The organism is Actinomyces succiniciruminis (assembly GCF_900002405.1).
Lineage (GTDB): Bacteria > Actinomycetota > Actinomycetes > Actinomycetales > Actinomycetaceae > Actinomyces > Actinomyces succiniciruminis.
Genome location: NZ_LK995535.1, coordinates 63934 through 81183 on the forward strand (window position 1 = coordinate 63934; position 17250 = coordinate 81183).

General features: G+C 63.7%; 12 protein-coding genes, 1 tRNA gene and 2 pseudogenes. 3 read left to right on the forward strand and 12 right to left on the reverse strand.

The window, feature by feature from the left end; all coding sequences use genetic code 11:
- Positions 1-9: 9 nt before the first annotated feature.
- The 3 genes from BN1056_RS12115 to polA all read right to left on the reverse strand — a co-directional run bounded on the left by BN1056_RS12115 (position 10) and on the right by polA (position 5043).
- Positions 10-327 carry a DMT family transporter gene (locus tag BN1056_RS12115; protein WP_210581557.1) on the reverse strand — a complete coding sequence of 106 codons (318 nt, stop codon included), beginning with the start codon at positions 325-327 and terminating at the stop codon, positions 10-12.
- A gap of 247 nt (positions 328-574) precedes the next feature.
- Positions 575-2026, reverse strand: coding sequence for a 30S ribosomal protein S1 (gene rpsA / locus BN1056_RS12120; protein ID WP_073332457.1), 1452 nt, complete (start codon positions 2024-2026; stop codon positions 575-577).
- 245 nt (positions 2027-2271) lie between these two features.
- On the reverse strand, positions 2272-5043 hold the full coding sequence (polA, locus tag BN1056_RS12125; RefSeq protein WP_425306125.1) for a DNA polymerase I: 2772 nt from the start codon (positions 5041-5043) through the stop codon (positions 2272-2274).
- Between the two features lie 17 nt (positions 5044-5060).
- Between polA and BN1056_RS12130 the strand changes: the two genes are divergently transcribed.
- Positions 5061-5585, forward strand: a complete 525-nt coding sequence (locus BN1056_RS12130; protein ID WP_111820309.1) for a PaaI family thioesterase — start codon at positions 5061-5063, stop codon at positions 5583-5585.
- Positions 5586-5637: 52 nt separating this feature from the next.
- Here BN1056_RS12130 and BN1056_RS12135 read toward each other — a convergent pair whose 3' ends face one another.
- Complete coding sequence (locus tag BN1056_RS12135) at positions 5638-6258, reverse strand: ANTAR domain-containing response regulator (RefSeq protein ID WP_073332465.1); 621 nt, start codon at positions 6256-6258, stop codon at positions 5638-5640.
- Between the two features lie 66 nt (positions 6259-6324).
- On the opposite strand from BN1056_RS12135, the gene BN1056_RS12140 reads away from it, so the two are divergent.
- Together BN1056_RS12140 and BN1056_RS12145 are read left to right on the forward strand one after the other, a co-directional pair.
- Positions 6325-6401 (forward strand) — tRNA-Leu (locus BN1056_RS12140).
- A gap of 470 nt (positions 6402-6871) precedes the next feature.
- Positions 6872-8226 (forward strand): annotated as a pseudogene (locus BN1056_RS12145) (integrase core domain-containing protein).
- A 55-nt stretch (positions 8227-8281) separates the two neighbouring features.
- Here BN1056_RS12145 and BN1056_RS15125 read toward each other — a convergent pair.
- The 8 genes and pseudogenes from BN1056_RS15125 to BN1056_RS12180 form a co-directional block, all read right to left on the reverse strand.
- On the reverse strand, positions 8282-8611 hold the full coding sequence (locus tag BN1056_RS15125; RefSeq protein WP_425306126.1) for a DDE-type integrase/transposase/recombinase: 330 nt from the start codon (positions 8609-8611) through the stop codon (positions 8282-8284).
- Positions 8612-8764: 153 nt separating this feature from the next.
- On the reverse strand, positions 8765-9004 hold the full coding sequence (locus BN1056_RS12155; RefSeq protein WP_210581560.1) for a hypothetical protein: 240 nt from the start codon (positions 9002-9004) through the stop codon (positions 8765-8767).
- Between the two features lie 112 nt (positions 9005-9116).
- Positions 9117-10428: pseudogene (locus BN1056_RS12160) on the reverse strand (ISL3 family transposase).
- A gap of 1265 nt (positions 10429-11693) precedes the next feature.
- Positions 11694-12491, reverse strand: coding sequence for a ribosomal RNA small subunit methyltransferase A (locus BN1056_RS15130; RefSeq protein ID WP_425306127.1), 798 nt, complete (start codon positions 12489-12491; stop codon positions 11694-11696).
- 649 nt (positions 12492-13140) lie between these two features.
- Positions 13141-14328 carry a phosphotransferase gene (locus BN1056_RS12170; RefSeq protein ID WP_210581564.1) on the reverse strand — a complete coding sequence of 396 codons (1188 nt, stop codon included), beginning with the start codon at positions 14326-14328 and terminating at the stop codon, positions 13141-13143.
- Positions 14315-15310: a GDP-mannose 4,6-dehydratase gene (locus BN1056_RS12175; protein WP_210581566.1), complete on the reverse strand. Its 996-nt coding sequence runs from the start codon at positions 15308-15310 to the stop codon at positions 14315-14317. Before BN1056_RS12175 ends, BN1056_RS12170 begins: the two co-directional genes overlap by 14 nt.
- Entirely contained in the window at positions 15301-16329 is a 1029-nt protein-coding gene (locus BN1056_RS15135) for a glycosyltransferase family protein (protein ID WP_425306128.1), read from the reverse strand. The genes BN1056_RS12175 and BN1056_RS15135 overlap by 10 nt, the downstream gene beginning before the upstream one ends.
- Positions 16330-17133 (reverse strand): hypothetical protein, encoded by an 804-nt coding sequence (locus tag BN1056_RS12180; RefSeq protein WP_210581568.1) that lies wholly within the window; start codon positions 17131-17133, stop codon positions 16330-16332.
- Positions 17134-17250 lie beyond the last annotated feature (117 nt).

Sequence of the window (17250 nt, forward strand, 5' to 3'; positions counted from 1 at the left end):
CATGCCCGCCTAGCCCTCGGTCAGTTTCAAGCCGGCCACACACGCTACCAGCCCCGTGAGCAGCAATATCCGTACCAGGGACACCGGTTCGGCGCCGGTGGCCATGGCCCACACCGCGGTCGTGGCGGCCCCCACCGCGGTCCACACCGCGTAGCCGGTACCGACGGGAATCTCACGCAGCGCGTATGCGAGCCCACCCATGGAGGTAAAGCAGGCGGCGAAGAAGACGAGCGTCGGCACCAGGCGTGTGAGCCCCTCAGAACGGCTCAGCGCGGTTGCCCAGACGGCCTCGAACAGGCCGGAACCGATCAAAATCAGCCAGGACATGTATGCCCCTTCCGTGGGGCCGTCCCCGAGTGTTACCCATGGGCTCCGGGTCGTCCCGGGCAGTGCCAGGTTATCAGCGGTCCAAACAGAGGGAAGTAATCCAAACAGAGAAAAGCGGTCCAAACGCGCCACACACCGAACCGGTCCACACGCGATTGGGGCCCGCCCACCGGGTGGTGGACGGGCCCCAATCGTGGTTGCTCATCGGGCGCGAGGGCCGAGACGAGTGCCGCCTGTGCGGCCGAGGTCAGTTACCGGTCAGCTTCTCACGCAGCGCGGCGAGCGCCTCGTCGGAGGCCAGCGTGCCGGTGGCCTCGGGCTGAGCCGAGGAGAAGGAGGTGGCGTCCGCGGGGGCGGCGCTGCCGTCCTCCTGGTCCTCCTCCAGGGCGCGCGCAACCTGGGCCTTGTGGGCCTCCCACCGGGCCTGCGCGGCCGCGTACTCGGCCTCCCAGGCCTCGCGCTGCGCCTCGTAGCCCTCGAGCCACTCGTTGGTCTCCGGGTCGAAGCCCTCGGGGTACTTGTAGTTGCCGTTCTCGTCGTACTCGGCGGCCATACCGTACAGCGACGGGTCGAAGTCGTCGGAGTTCGGGTCGACGCCGTCGTTGGCCTGCTTGAGCGACAGGGAGATGCGGCGGCGGTCCAGGTCGATGTCGATGACCTTGACGAAGACCTCGTCGCCGACCTTGACGACCTGCTCGGGCACCTCCACGTGGCGCTGAGCCAGCTCGGAGATGTGCACCAGGCCCTCGATGCCGTCCTCGACGCGCACGAACGCGCCGAAGGGGACGAGCTTGGTGACCTTGCCGGGCACGACCTGGCCGATGGCGTGCGTGCGGGCGAAGGCCTGCCACGGGTCCTCCTGGGTCGCCTTCAGCGACAGGGAGACGCGCTCGCGGTCGAAGTCGACGTCGAGCACCTCGACGGTGACCTCCTGGCCCACCTCGACGACCTCGGACGGGTGGTCGATGTGCTTCCAGGACAGCTCGGAGACGTGGACGAGGCCGTCCACGCCGCCCAGGTCCACGAAGGCGCCGAAGTTGACGATGGAGGAGACCACGCCGGTGCGCACCTGGCCCTTCTGCAGGGTCTGCAGGAAGTTGGTGCGAACCTCGGACTGGGTCTGCTCCAGCCAGGCGCGGCGGGACAGGACCACGTTGTTGCGGTTCTTGTCCAGCTCGATGATCTTGGCCTCGAGCTCGCGGCCAACGTAGGGCTGCAGATCGCGCACGCGACGCATCTCCACCAGGGAGGCGGGCAGGAAGCCGCGCAGGCCGACGTCGAGGATGAGGCCGCCCTTGACGACCTCGATGACGGTGCCGGACACGACGCCGTCCTCCTCCTTGATGCGTTCGATGGTGCCCCAGGCGCGCTCGTACTGGGCGCGCTTCTTGCTCAGCAGCAGGCGGCCCTCCTTGTCCTCCTTCTGGAGAACCAGGGCCTCGATCTCGTCGCCGACGGAGACAATCTCCTCGGGGTCGACATCGTGCTTGATCGACAGTTCGCGAGCGAGGATGACGCCCTCGGTCTTGTAGCCGATGTCAAGCAGGACCTCATCGCGGTCCACCTTGACAACGGTGCCCTCGACGATGTCGCCGTCATCGAAGTACTTGATGGTCTCGTCGACGGCGGCGAGGATCTCCTCGGTCGAGCCGATGTCGTTGACGGCGACCGGGGCGGGGCTGGGCGTGGTTGTGGTCATTGAGTGGTTGCTCCGAATATGGACAGAAGGGTCGGGTCAGTAGATTCCACACGTCCCCCGCCGCACGGGCCGGCCCGGACCGGCACCGCACCACGGTTGGGTGCCGCGAACGGCGCCCAGGGGCGTGCGCGTCAGACCATACCAGCACGTTCCCAATCCGTGACTTGTAGGCGGGTCACAAACCGTGCCCGCATTTGCGTGGAATACCTCACGCCGTACTCCTGAAACACGCCCACGACGAAGGATCAGTGGGCGGCGTCACGCCAGGTGGCGCCGCGTCCCACGGACACGTCCAGGGGCACGGACAGTGTGGCCGCCCCGCTCATGCGCGTGCGCACCAGCTCCTCGACGGCGTCGGCCTCCCCGGGAGCGACCTCCAGCAGCAGCTCGTCATGGATCTGCAGCAGAATGCGCGAGCGCAGGCCGGCGGCGACCAGGCTCTCGGCGACGTCAACCATGGCCTGCTTAACGATGTCGGCGGCGCTGCCCTGGATGGGGGCGTTCAGGGCGGCGCGCTCGGCCATCTCCCGGCGCTGCCGATTGTCGCTGTTCAGGTCCGGCAGGTAGCGGCGGCGACCGAACATGGTTTCGGTCCATCCGTCGCGGCGCGCCTGCTCGACCACGTGCTCCAGGTAGTCGCGCACGCGGCCGAAGCGGGCGAAGTACGCCTCCCGCAACGCGGCCGCCTCGGCGGTGTCCACACCCAGCTGCCGGGCCAGCCCGAAGGTGGACAGCCCATAGGCCAGCCCGTAGCTCATGGCCTTGACGTGGCTGCGCTGCTGGGGGGTGACCTCGTCGACGCCGATGCCGTGCACCATGGCTGCGACGTAGCGGTGCAGGTCCTCCCCGGAGCGGAATGCCTCGATCAGGGCGGCGTCGCCGGACAGGTGCGCCATGATGCGCATTTCGATCTGGGAGTAGTCGGCCGTCAGCAGGCACTCGTAGCCGGCCCCGACGGTGAAGGCCTCGCGGATGCGCATGCCCTCCTCGGTGCGGGCGGGGATGTTCTGCAGGTTCGGGTCGGTGGAGGACAGCCGGCCGGTGGCGGCGATGGTCTGCTGGAAGGTGGTGTGGATGCGACCGTCGGGGAGGATGGCCTTGCGCAGCCCCTCCACGGTCTGGCGCAGCTTGATGGCGTCGCGGTGCTCGAGCAGGTGCTCCAGGAACGGGTGACTGGTCTTGGCGTACAGGGAGGCCAGCGCGTCGGCGTCGGTGGTGTAGCCGGTCTTGGTGCGGCGGGTCTTGGGCATCTTCAGTTCGTCGAAGAGCACCGTCTGCAGCTGTTTGGGGCTGGAGAGGTTGAGTTCGTGCCCGGCGGCGGCGAAGGCGCCCTCGGCGGCGTGGGTGACGCGGGCGTCCAGTTCGGTCTCGCGCGCGGCCAGGACGTCGTCGTCGACGGCGATGCCGGCGTCCTCCATTTGCGTCAGGGTGGCGGCCACCGGCATCTCCAGGTCGGTGAACAGTTCCAGCACGCCGCGCCGGCGCATCTGCTCCTCCAGGGCCCGCTGCAGGGGCAGCAGCACGGCGGCGCGGCGCGCGGCGGCCAGCGCCGCGGCCGCCGGGGCGTCGCCGGCCAGGGAGTCCAGGTCGAAGGCGGTCTGCGGCTGGTCGTCGGGCGCGGCGGCCAGCGCCTCCAGGTCGATGCCGAGCCACCGTTGCGCCAGCGAGCCGACATCGTAGGAGCGCTGTTCGGGGCGGCACAGGTAGCCGGCGAGCGACGGGTCGGCCACCACCCCGTCCAGGTCGATGCCGCGTGCGTGCAGGGCGTGCCAGGAGCCCTTGGCGTCGGCCACAACCTTGGGGCGGTCGGCGTCGGTGAGCAGGGAGAAGAGGGTCCGTTCATCGGTGGGGTCGAGCAGGGACAGGTCCGCGACCAGGGCGACGACGCCGTCGGAGACGGCGACCATGGTCGCGTCCCCCCGGCCGGGGTGCAGGGTGCCGACCACGTCCAGCCCGAGCGAGCCGCCCTCGCCCGAGGGCAGGTTCTTCTCCAGCCAAGCGGCAACGTCGCCCGGCTCGACGTCATGCCCGACGGCGGCGATGCGCAGATCCTCCAGGCGGGCGGCGGGCGAGTCGGGGTCACCGGGCCGATCGGCGGCGTCGGCGAAGGGCAGGACTCGCTCGGAGCGCTGCTGGAGGTTGCGGAACTCCAAAGCGTCCATGATGCGGGCGAGTTCCTCCCGGTTGGCGCCGGTGAGCTTGAGGTCGACGGCGGGGTCGAGTCCCAGGTCCAGGTCGGTGAGCAGATGGTTCAGGCGGCGGTTGCGCAGCACGTCGTCGAGGTGGTCGCGCAGGGACTGGCCGGCCTTGCCCTTGATCTGGTCGGCGTTGGCGATGACCCCCTCGAGTCCGTCATACAGGCGGATCCACTTGGCGGCGGTCTTGGGGCCAACTCCGGGAACGCCCGGCAGGTTGTCGGAGGTCTCGCCTACCAGCGCGGCCAGGTGCGGGTAGCGCTCGGGGGTGACGCCGTAGCGTTCCTCCACCTCGGCGGGGGTCATGCGCCGCAGTGTGGACACGCCCTTGATCGGGTACAGCACGGTGCAGTGCTCGGTGACCGTCTGGAAGGAGTCGCGGTCCCCGGAGCACACCAGCACCTCCATGCCCTCGTGCTGCCCCTGCGCGGCCAGGGTGGCCAGGATGTCGTCCGCCTCGTATCCGGGGGAGGTAACGGTGGGGACGCCCATGGCGTTCAGCACGTCCTGCAGCAGTTCCACCTGTCCGGCGAAGGCGGGCGGGGTCTCATCGCGGGTGCTCTTGTACTCGGCGTACTCGCGGGTGCGGAAGGTGCCGCCGGGCAGGTCGAAGGCAACCGCTACGTGAGTGGGCTGCTCCTGCTCCAGCAGGGACAGGAACATGGACACGAAGCCGTACACCGCGTTGGTGGACTGGCCGGTGGTGGTGGTGAAGTTCTCGACCGGCAGGGCGTAGAAGGCGCGGAAGGCCATGGAGTGCCCGTCGATGAGGAGGAGCGTTCCGGCGTCCGGGGCGGCGGGGCTGGTCTCGATGGTGCTCACCGTGACAGCCTAAGGGCATGAGCGAAAAGGAACCCGCATCCGGCGGCCCGGACGTGCCCGTGGCCTTCCCCGCCGCTTCCGTCCGCCCCTTCCCGGTACCCAGGCCGGCCGGCTCCGCGGTTTCGGCCACCAGTGCGCTGGGAACTTCCGGACTGGCGGACGCGCAGGCCGGCACACTCATGTCGACCCTGCACATGGAGCTTCAGGAGCGTTCGGCCGAGCACACCGTGGTGCGCATGCCGGTGGACGGCGCCCGGCAGGTCACCGGGGTACTGCACGGCGGGGCCAGCGCCGCGCTGATAGAGACGGCCGCCTCCGTGGCGGCGCGGGAGAGCGCGCCCACCGGCACGGCCCCGGTGGGCACCGACCTGCAGGTCAGCCACCTGCGGCCGGCGCGACGCGGCTGGGTGACGGCGGTGGCCACCCCCCTGCACCGCGGTCGGCGCACCGCCGTTTACCGGGTGGAGGTCAGCGACGAGAGCGGACGCATCGTTGCGCACGGCACTCTGCGCTGCCTGTATGTGGAGGTCGACGGCGCCTGAACCGTCCGGGCCGTATCCCCGCCCGGACGCCGGCGGCCGTCCGTGGCCGCGTTCAGGACTCCTTCTTGGCGCCCTTGGCGCCGCCGATCTGCTCGATCACCGCGTCGGCGACCTCACGCATGGTCAGGCGCCGGTTCATGGAGGTCTTCTGCAGCCAGCGGAAGGCCTCCGGTTCGCTCAGCCCCATCTGCTCCATGAGCAGGCCCTTGGCGCGATCCACGCGCTTGCGGGTCTCGAAGCGCTCCTGCAGATCGGAGATCTCCGCCTCCAGGGAGCGGATCTCGTCGTGGCGGGACATGGCGATCTCAATGGCGGGGATCAGTTCGGCCGGGGTGAAGGGCTTGACCACGTAGGCCATGGCACCGGCCGCACCGGCCCGCTCGACCAGCTCGGTCTGTGAGAAGGCCGTCAGCATCACGACGGCGCAGCCGTGCGCGTCGATGATGCGCTCGGCAGCCGTGATGCCGTCCAGCACGGGCATCTTCACGTCCATGACGCACAGGTCGGGCTCGTACTCGTCGGCGAGGCGAATCGCCTCCTCCCCGTTCGCGGCCTCGGCGACGACCTCGTAGCCGGCATCGGTCAGGGTCTCGACGATGTCCAGGCGGATGAGGGTCTCGTCCTCGGCGACAAGGACTCTGCGGGTTCGGGAAGTAGCGGACTCGTTGCTCACGGCTAAATCCTAGTATGCTCGGCGACGTTGCGAGGCCCGCGCGCCGCCCCGCGTGCGAGCGAGCACGCCTCCGTAGCCCAATTGGCAGAGGCATCCGACTCAAAATCGGAGTGTTGTGGGTTCGAGTCCCACCGGAGGTACCAGACGTCACCAACAAGGTGATGCACATAACACTGTTACGTCTCAGGACATCGTGACAGTTCTGTCAAGCCCCGGGTTTCGTAGAGGCTGTTTTATCTGGCGCCGGGGGTTGCCGGCTGGGGTTGGTTGGGGGTGGTCTGCTCGCCGACGTCTGCGCGTCGGCGGTGTCGGTGGTGTCTGGTGGTGGGGTGTATGCCTGCTCGTGCTGAACGGGGGCGTGCATGTCGATGGCGGAGTGAGGGCGGACTGTGCCCGACCAGTTGCACCCACTCGGCGGTGGCGAACTCAACGTCCTCGATGCCCTCCCAGGGGCCGTGGTCGTCGAGGTAGTGCCGGTTTCGGATCAGCTCCGCCTTATAGAGCGAGTTGAGGGCCTGTTATGTCTCAGGACATCGGTGACAGTTCTGTGTCAGGACATCGGTGACAGTTCGGGGGTTGTTGGGGGTGACAGTTCTGGTGTGCTTTTGGGCGCATGAGCTCAGTCAGGAAATCCAACAGTAGTGGTGTTGATCCGCGTGTGCGTCTGGCGATCGCCCGGTGGCCTGATGACGCCCCGCGCGGCGCGGTGACCACCTTCTGCGCCGAGCAGTCCATCTCCCGTAAGACCTTCTATGCGATCCGCGCCCGAGCTCGTACCGAGGGCGAGGCCGCGGCTCTTGAGCCTGGCTCCACGAGACCGCGTAGGAGTCCGTCGGCTATCAGTGCTGATCAACGCACCCAGGCGCTGCGGGTGCGGGCGGCTCTGGCGTCCTCGGGCCTGGATTGCGGCCCGATCAGCGTGCACGACAAGATGCAGGCCATGGGCCTCAAGGCGCCCTCGCCGGCGTCCCTGGCCCGGATCTTCCACGCCGCCGGCGTGGCTCGAGCCGAGCCCACGAAGAGGCCCCGGGCGGCATGGCGCCGGTTTGTCTATCCGGCCCCGAACGCCTGCTGGCAGACGGGGCGCCACCGAGTACGTCCTCGCCAGGGGACACAAGTGCGTCGTATCCCCGGCTCATCGATGACCACTCCCGCCTGGCGGTGGCGTCCCTGGTCGCCGCCGCCGAGACCAGCCAGGCGGCTATCGCGGTATTCGACCGGGCCGTCGCCCGCTACGGGGTACCCCAGCGCCTGCTGACCGACAACGGGACGGCCCTGAACCCCACCCGACGCGGTCGCAAAGGCAAACTGGACGGGCCACGTGCGCACCGTGGGGGTAGAACCCATCACCTCCAAGCCCTATAAGCCCACCACCCAGGGCAAGAACGAGCGCTTCCACCAGACTCTGTTCCGCTACCTCGACGCCCAGCCCCTGGCCCACACCATCGAAGAGCTACAAGCCCAAGTCGACGCCTTCGACCACATCTACAACACCGAGCGAGGACACCAGGGCCTGCCCGGGCGTATCACACCCCAGCCCAGGCATGGGACGCCACCCCCGTCGCCGCCCCGCCAAGACCCGCCCCACCCGACGAGACCGTGTCCGTCGGCGGTCTGCCCGCGCCCGCGGCTAACGCCGCCTCGGGCCACCGCAGACGAGGTGCCAGACCACCCCAGCGCCGCAAGACCCCACCCTCAGGGACCCGGCAGGTACGCGTCGGCGCCAACGGGACCGTCAACCTGGCCTCGATCACGTTCCTGGCCTCCAAGACCCACGCCGGCAGCCAGGCCATCATCGACTGGAACCCCGACACAATCATCATCACCACCACCGACGGCGAGGTCCTCGCCCAGTACACCTGGCCCGCACCCGGCACCCGCTACGTCTCCACCCACACACACCCAACCCCACCAGCCAGCACCGACCACCACACCCCACAAGACCCAGAGCTGTCACCGATGTCCTGATACACCAACTGTCACCGATGTCCTGAGGCAGAACTGTCACCGATGTCCTGAGACATCACAAGCGAGTTGAGGGCCTCGGCCAGAGCGTTATCGTAGGAATCACCCTTCGACCCCACCGAGGCCACAGCGTCGCAGTCGGACAGGGCCTGCCCGTAACGTATCGCCCGGTACTGGACCCCCGGTCGGAGTGGTGAATCAGCCCCTTCAGGTCCGCGCCCTCGCGCTGGCGCTGCCAGATACCCATCTTCAGGGCGCCCAGCGCCAGATCGGTGTACAAGCTCGTTGACGTCTGCCAGCCGACGATCCGACGCGAGTACACGTCGGTGACGAGAGCCACATACACCCAGCCCGACAGGGTGCGTACGTAGGTGGGGGTACCTCCCACGTAGTGGGGGAATGTCCGCCACCCACAACTCGTTCGGCCTGAACGCGCTGAAGTGTCTTTTGACCAGGTCCGCGGGGCACTGCTCCTTAGGAGCCGACCGGGTCGTCCTGGGCGATTTGGCGCGGCGGATGCCGTGCAGGCCCATGTCCCGCATCAGACGCTCCACGGTGCAGCAGGCGTCGCATGCCCCAGGCCGTGCCGGGCGGAGGCCTCGGGCCGGTTGAGCATGGCGTGCATCTTGCGGGCCCCAAGTACGCAGTAGTTGTTCTCATGCACCCGCCCGATCTCGGCCTTCAGAGCCTGGTCGCGTCTACTCCTTGCCGATGGGGGACGGGACTTGCGGGCCCGGCAGGACGGGTAGGGGCGATCATTGGTACCGGCGCTAGTAAGCACCTGGCAGATCGGCACAGGCCCCAAGGTCCGCCTTGTTGTCATCAATGAATGAATCGATGACCTCTAGCGGCGCCTCACACTCCGCCCGGGGCGCATACATGGCTCTTCCGGTTTAGGGGTGTAGTAGCTGTTGTCTGAAGCCTCCGGCGTGGATGAGGCTGCGGATGGTGTAGTTGGCCAGGTTTCTGAATCCGAGGGCGATGCCGCGTAGGTGTTCCAGGCGGGGCGTTGACTGCTTCGGTGGGGCCGTTGGAGGTGCCTGGGTGATCGAAGTAGGCCAGGATGTCATCGCGCCGCTGGACCAGGGTCTTGCCCAGCGACTTCAGCTCTTCGAGGGCGTCAGGCACGCCGGTCTTGAGGGTCTGCATCACCTTCTCCATTCGGGTCTTGCCCTGGGCGGGGGTCTTGGCGCGGTAGGCGGCCATGATCTTCTGATGCGCAGCCCAGGCGGCCTCTACCGGCGTGTTCTGGGGGTCGGCAAACAGTTGTTCGAGACGTTCCCAGCCGCTGTCGCCCACCAGGCCCGCCCCGGTGCGCAGGAGCCTGCGGGCCTTGTACAAGGGGTCTTCCTTACGGCCCCTACGGCCGGTGGTCTCGCGCTGGGTGCGGCGGCGGCACTCATCGAGCTTGTCCCCGGCCAGCGCTACTACGTGGAAGGGGTCCATGACCTCGGTCGCATCAGGTAGGGCCTGGGCGGCGGCGGTCTTGAAACCGGTGAAGCCGTCCATCGCGACCACCTGCACGCCCTTGCGCCAGGTCTCGGACTGGTCCTGGAGCCACTGCTTGAAGACCTGCTTGGACCTGCCTTCGATCATGTCCAGCAGGCGAGACGGACCCGTCCGATCGCGCACCGGAGTCAAGTCAATGATGACGGTGACATACCGGTCGCCCTTGCGGGTATGCCGCCAGGCGTGCTCGTCCACCCCGATGACCTCCACGCCCTTCAGACGTCCAGGATCATTGATCAAGCGGTCCTTGGCCCGCTCCAGGATGGCGTCGCCCTCGGTGTCCCACGACACCCCCAGCGCCGCTGCTACGCGCGAGACGGACATGAACTCAACCCCCACGGCCCGGATCGCCCAGTCCACCGCCGCCCGGGTCAACACAGCCCGCTTGGCCGCGGCTCTAGAGCAGTCTTGACGCCACACGCGTTCGCAGCCCTGGCAGCGCCAGCGCCGCAACCGGACCAGCAGGTGCGTGGGCCGCCAGCCCACCGGCACGTGCGCCAGGTGCCTGCTCACGGTCCCCACCGCCACGCCCTGGGCCCCGCAGACCCGGCAGAACGCATCCTCCTCCAAGGCCTGCAGCCGGCACTCCACCAGTGCACTGCCGCCATCTATGCGCATGCCGGTGGCGGTCAGTCCCAGGCTGTCCAGGCCCAGGAAACTAGCAAGATCAGGGACAGTGAAGGTAGTCTCGGCCATGTCGAGGTCTCCGTGATCGGTGGTGTTCAGCAACCCCAATCATCGGGGACCTCGACCCACACCCACCACCCCGACACGCGCACCCGCGACTACCCCACCACCACACCCTCAAACCGGAAGAGCCGCATACATACGCGCACCGTCTTGCGCAGGATCCCCGTTAGCCCTGCGCAGCTCGCGTACTTCCTTCTCCAGCTGCCTGATCCGCTCGGCATCGGATGTGGTGGTTCCCGGGCGGGCGCCTGCGTCGATCTCGGCCTCCTGTGTCCCAGGTGCGCAGCGCCTCGGGGTGGACACCCAGTTCATCGGCGATCCTGCGGATCGCCCCCTTAGACCTCTCGGGGTCCCTACGGGCCTCCACAGCCATCCTGGTGGCCCGCTCCCGCAGCTCCTCGGGATACTTCCTCTGAGCACTCCCGGCAGTGATCCTTCCGTGCGTTCACTGCCTCCATCAAACCCGGTGCAGTTCACCTTCAAGTATTTGCCTCACTGCCCACCGCTGACCGCCCACACACGCTGTAAGACCTTGAACGCGTCGTAGGAGTACTTACGCACCCGGGCACGCCGCTGAGACTTACCTGCGCCAGGAGGGCGCTTGGCCACCGCCCTCAGGCGCCGCCTGGCATTGCCCCGACTCCAACCGGCCACCGCGCACACCTCATCCAGCATCCTCCCCTTGTCCTTCTTAGACGCCTTGGCATACGCCCCCCGCGTACTTCCTAGTGATCTACGCCCTGACCTCCATTGACAACCCACTCCCCATGCCCGCCACCATCCGCGACTCTCGCCGGCAGTTCCAGATGAGGCACCGAACCTCTTTCGCGGGCACCTGAGATGAGTCTCGTCGCCCACAATCGGCAGTCTCCCGCGGAACGGTATTCTTCTCATCAGCAACCCACATCAGGGCCAGCCCTCACCTATCAAGGCATACACAGACCACTGAACATGCTCAGAAAGATGAACTCGAGGATCACGCGGTGACCACCCCGACGTCCAGAGCAGCCACCCCGTTACAACCACTACAAAGGCCACAACTAATCGTGCAGAGTCTTGCTCACGGAGAACGTGTTCTAACGAGCCGCACATTCAGTCGCAAATATCATGCACCGCCCGAATAAGAATCCTAGACCATAATCGCCCCTACTTTCCCGCACCCACACCAACCGAAACCACGATCTTGAGAAACACGTTCACGCCGATAACTCACGCGAGGCCTTCAACACCCAAACACCGCCCGCCCACTGACAAAGAAACAGAGACCCCTTTCACATGGAAGGCAGATACGCCACCAGGTCTAGCCACTGTTCTGGAGAGACCAAACCAACTGGGGTATCGGTGGATATACCGACGCGGGATGCGACGACAGCCAAATTGCGACGAGGAACAAGACCTGCTAGACATATCGAATTAAGAAGGCTCCCCCCACGCCCCTCGAAACCAATGTCAACCAGCGAATAGTATCGCGACAGGTCGTCGCCAGACAATAGATAGCGCTTACGCTGACATATATACATAATCCGCGCATCGACTGACGGTTCCGGCCGAAAAAGACGAGCAGGAAACTTGACTCCGAGCTCCCACTTGTGCGTTGGCCATGACTCTATAGTCAACTTACTCCAGCGACCATAGTCACCACAACGTTTCCTTGCGACCTCATCCTGCACCAGCAAAGTGGCAGACTCTAGCGCCCGAGCATTCAGAACCCAGTACAAGACCCGAGTTGTAATCGAAAAGGGGACATTCCCTACGACGATAAACGAGTCATCAGGAGCGGCTTCCTGCAGGAAATCCGCACAATACACGCGAACATTATCTCGAGAACTCAGAGCCGACCTAGCCTTCTGCGCCCAATGCTTATCGATCTCATACGAATTGACCCACCTAGCACTATTAGACAAATACTCAGTCACCAGTCCGCCACCAGTCCCCACTTCGTATACTAACGCGCCGTTCAAATCGCGAACATACTTCACTAGTTTCCGCGCACCTTCACGGACGAGAAAATTCTGTGAGAACCTTTTACGCTGAGCTATCCTGTTGCGACCCATAGTGCCAGTATACATTCCCGCCGAACCCCGTCAGATATCACTGGCCGACGAAGCGCCGACTCCAAGCCTCACCCGAGACCCCAAGAAAAATCCCACTGTACACAGTTGCGTAATCCGGCCAGACAATACCTAACGAACACTAGCTTAAGCGCCGTTGCGTCGGAACCGGACCTTCTCGCCGATGCCGCGCAGGTTGTGTGGTGTGCATCGGATGCCAAGTGTGTGCCCTTTTGCGTCAGAGCTGTTGCGACTACATCCTCGCGGTGCATACCGTGTCAAACACCACGGCTGCACAGATCGTAACCAAACAGCCGGGGTGTAACGCCCATCATCCGCCCAAACCGTGCGAAAACACCGCCCGAACCCAAACCGACCGTCATCACCCCATCCTTCGCAGCGGCCCGTGCGCCGGACGCGTCCGGCAATCAGCATAAAGCAACTCATCCAAAAAATGACGCCACTCGAAGAATCCGCAATATGCATCAACAGCGAACAAATAGCGAGAATCGCGACGACGCTCAACAAACAAAACGCGTCATCAACGCTCTAAGCGCACCAGCCCGCGAATCCACCAACACCATCACCTGAAAACTCCCGTTACTAAACCCGCGCCGCAACACACAACACACACAATCTAGTCAACGCCATGAAACGTACAGCCCGATTAGCTAACGTCCAAGCCAAGAGCATAGTGAACGCTATCAATATACGCGCCGATGGACAACTCTGCATCCTGGGCGCACTCCGCGATGAACTCCGCGCACCTGAGCGCGCGCCGCCCCGCATCGCAGCCCTGCCGGGAGCGGAAGTCTTCCAACTCAGGAACCTTGGCCAGTCCGATCACTCTCCGCGCTAGCTCAACCACACAGAACTCCCCCAACTCTCGAAGGTATTCTTGAGACCTATTCCTTCCTTCGTCGTCAACACCCAACAGCGCAGTCGTCCTTGCGAACCTTGACCAACTGCTTTCCGCCTCTTGCAACCACCGCAAACAGGATCCAACACCTGCATTCTGCCGGGCCCTAATAGCCGCGAACACCACATTCGCCATGAACACACCTAAGTCAAACATAGACGGACCAAAACGGCAAAACTCAGTATCGAAAACAACATGAACCCCCGAAGACAGTCTCATGACCGAACCGGTATGTAAATCACCGTGGATCAGCGCTTCCTGCTTATTTTCAAAGATATCGCGAGCGTGCAACGCCGCCGAAACAACCGCCGAACAGCTACGGAAACGCGCCACGCTCTCAGCAAGTTCCTGCGGAAACCAATTCCTCGATGCAGAATCCGAATATGGTTCCTCGAACACCAACGCGCGGGTAATATCCGACATATTCTCGTTACGAAATTCTGGATTGTCCGGATCATATCCTAGAGCGCGGACGCCGGCCGGAGAACAATCACGCGCTATTGTCCCGATGAAAGAACCGATCGCTTCTCCGATTCCCGGGCACTCGAGACCCTCAACCGAACGAGAACGAGCGGTCTCACCCGGCAACAACGCCTCCATGACTATCGTATGCCGAGCAGCGTCGCCGGCGTACACTGTCGGGACCGAGCCGGGCGCAACCTTCCCGAAGATGTTCAATGACATATGCTCACGATCTACACGGTTAACGTCAAGCGGCCACCCCCTTCCGACCATGCGGACATATGGGAGTGCCCTCTTTACGCAGAGCGCGTCGCCCCGTGAGTCACGAAGCAAAAACACAAGATTCAGGTTACCATCGCCTATCTCACGACACTCGACATCATCGTCCACGATGAAACGTCCCCGGAGCGACGGCGAAATTGACTGTACGTATTCAAGCACTTCGCGTTCATACATTCGATCATTCCAGTTCATTAGCATCCTTGCGCCAGTTGACATCGGCACAACTCATATAGTATTCAAGCGTCTCGACCAGGCCTTCTCGAAGCCCGACCTTCGGCATCCAACCGAGAACCTCTTTTGCGAGCCGAATGTCGGGGCACCGCCGTCGTGGGTCGTCCGCAATCGGTGCCGGTTCATACTCGACTGAGTCCGGCGCTCCTCCGACCAGGCGGAGAACCTCGGCCGCTAATCGCCGGATCGAAATTTCGTGCGGATTGCCAACGTTAACCACTTCAGGCCAGTCAATCACGGGATCTCCTGCGAGCACCAACGCGCGCACCGTATCGTCGACGTAGCAGAAGCTTCTCGTTTGGCCTCCGTTTCCGTGAATACGAAGAGGGACCCCATCGAGCGCGTTACGAATGAAACTACATACCACACGTCCATCGTCCAGACGCATCCTCGGACCATATGTATTAAAGATGCGAACCACCCTACCTTCTACTCCCCGCTCATGACGATAGGCAGACACCATTGCCTCGGCGGCCCTTTTTCCCTCGTCGTAACACGATCGTTGGCCGACCGGATTCACGTTGCCCCAATACCGTTCCGATTGTGGATGCTCAGTCGGATCGCCATATACCTCGCTAGTAGACGCCTGAACCAGGATCGCAGAGTCTCGCTGAGCGATTTCAAGGACATTGGCAACCCCAACAACATTAGATTCGATCGTCTTGATCGGACAATCGACGTAGCGCATAGGCGACGCCGGCGACGCCAAGTTGTATACGACCTCATACCGTTCCTCTAACCAGCATAAGTCTTCACGAATGTCCGCGTTGTGCCACACGTAGTTATTCGGGTATCTACTCACGAGCGTTTGCGCATTATCTACACTACCCGTGGACAGATCATCAACACATGTAACGCGCCATCCTTGCATCAGTAGTCGCCTTGAAAGATGGAATCCTATAAACCCAGCACCGCCAGTAACAAGTGCGTGCTTCATACCCATGATCCGCAACTCCTTTCCGGCGTAAGCCCGCCAAACACGCTGACCGCATGCACAAACGCCTCCCTAGCACCGCATTCCAAATACCGCCTCGCTCCTCTTACTTTCAAAGACAGCTCAGCCTCGGAGATATCTGACAACCTCTGCCAACCTCGAAGATCGCTGGGAAGGGATATACGAAATGGCTCGGGGACCACCGCATCTATTCCCGGATACCATTCGGACACTAGAACTGCGCCGCACGCCACCGCCTCAAATACCCGCGACGCCGACAAGTCGGAGAATCCCTGCACATCAGACCGCAGTAGGTTGAGCACCATACCTGCATCGGCCACCGCACTTAGCCACCGTGACGGGTCCACACGCTGGTCCACGACACGCGTTCCAACACCACAGCTACTCGCATCAGCGAGCAATTGGTCGACGCGCTCACGCCTCTCATCACCAGAGGACACGTCACTGACCACCACCTTCTTGCAAGGATTAGCCGATTCAATACCCCAACACTTGATCGCATGTGCTAAGCCGCAATAGAGCAAAGGGGGACGAAGGTAATATACGGAGTCGGCGCCCGCCGAACGGTAGCCATGCACGGCGCGAGCGCCACCGCCCCATAGGACGACCGGCACTCCTTCCTGAAGGAGCTTCGACAAGTAGTAAGACGGCTGGTACCACAGCATCGGGATTCTCGACGGCGCATCGCAGTCGAAATAGACAACACTAGTCCGACGGTCACATCCCGTGTCCATCAATCCCCGGTCCAGCCTCTCGTCCTCTTCCGGACTCAAAGAACCCGCCGCCTTTACTATCAAGTCGGGAGACAGCATGTCAAGACAGCTTAATACGCCGTCCGATGTCGTAACCGCTGCGCCGCCAATGCCGTCCATCGGCCCAGCCGGACCAAGGACCACAACCTCCTCAGCCAAGTGCTGAAGCACAAGCGCTACGCTTCGATATAATGCCCAGCCTCCGCCTGCAACCTGGCCACCGATACCTGGACACACGAACACCGCTCGCTTCATCTAGTGCTCTCCTCCCAAGCGCGTACGATTCATCACCTGATCGATCATCTCCAACGGATAATCTCGACCACCGTATAACCGACCGCGATGTTTCATATCCTCGATAAATACTGCCCTTATTGAATGTGCGCGAGCGCGCGTAGACGAATCAAACAGCGCCTTATCAGCCGCCGTTATGACAGCGTAATCCGCCTGGCCGAGCACATGCTCGTCGTCACACCACTCGATCACATTGCCATACCGCGCAACGGTACCCATGGAATCGCGGCGCAGCGACCTACTACACAAAATCAATGGCGTGTCTTGGGGGCCAATTGTGGTGCTCCACCTCGAACCTTGAGCACCCCGCCGTGTGTCCGGACGGAACGTATCACTGTACATACCCGCGGCCGTGATCTCGACATGACTCGCGGCACCTGGAATTCGCCTGATGAGCCTATGTCCCTCACGGCCGAGGCTATCCCACATCTCGCGATCACGCGGTTTGCTGTTCAGCACTAGGCAGTCGCAATGAAGTCTCCAATCACGCCTAAGCACCCACGCCGCTGCCGCGAAGGTCATGGTCGTCGAGCTCGAGTCACACCAGTGCGACTCGCTGCCGACGTGAATAACCGTGCTCCGTTCCGGCGCTGGGACATCCGCACTCACGAAGTAATACAGAGGGTCGTCGTATAGCGTGACATAACCCGCCGGGTTGAGGCTATAGCCATCGGCGATATAATCGCCGATCGGACCCGAGTGCAGATAATCATCCTCGACCATGTACACCACATCTGCCGGCTCCGCCTCGTCTAAAGCCAGCATTAGCGCGTAGTAATATGACTCGGAGTTCCCATATATGCCACTCACAACCACAGTGCAGTCAAGCTCCGCAGGAATTAGCGGCCTGACCAGACCGGCAGTTGTAACATCCGGGACTAT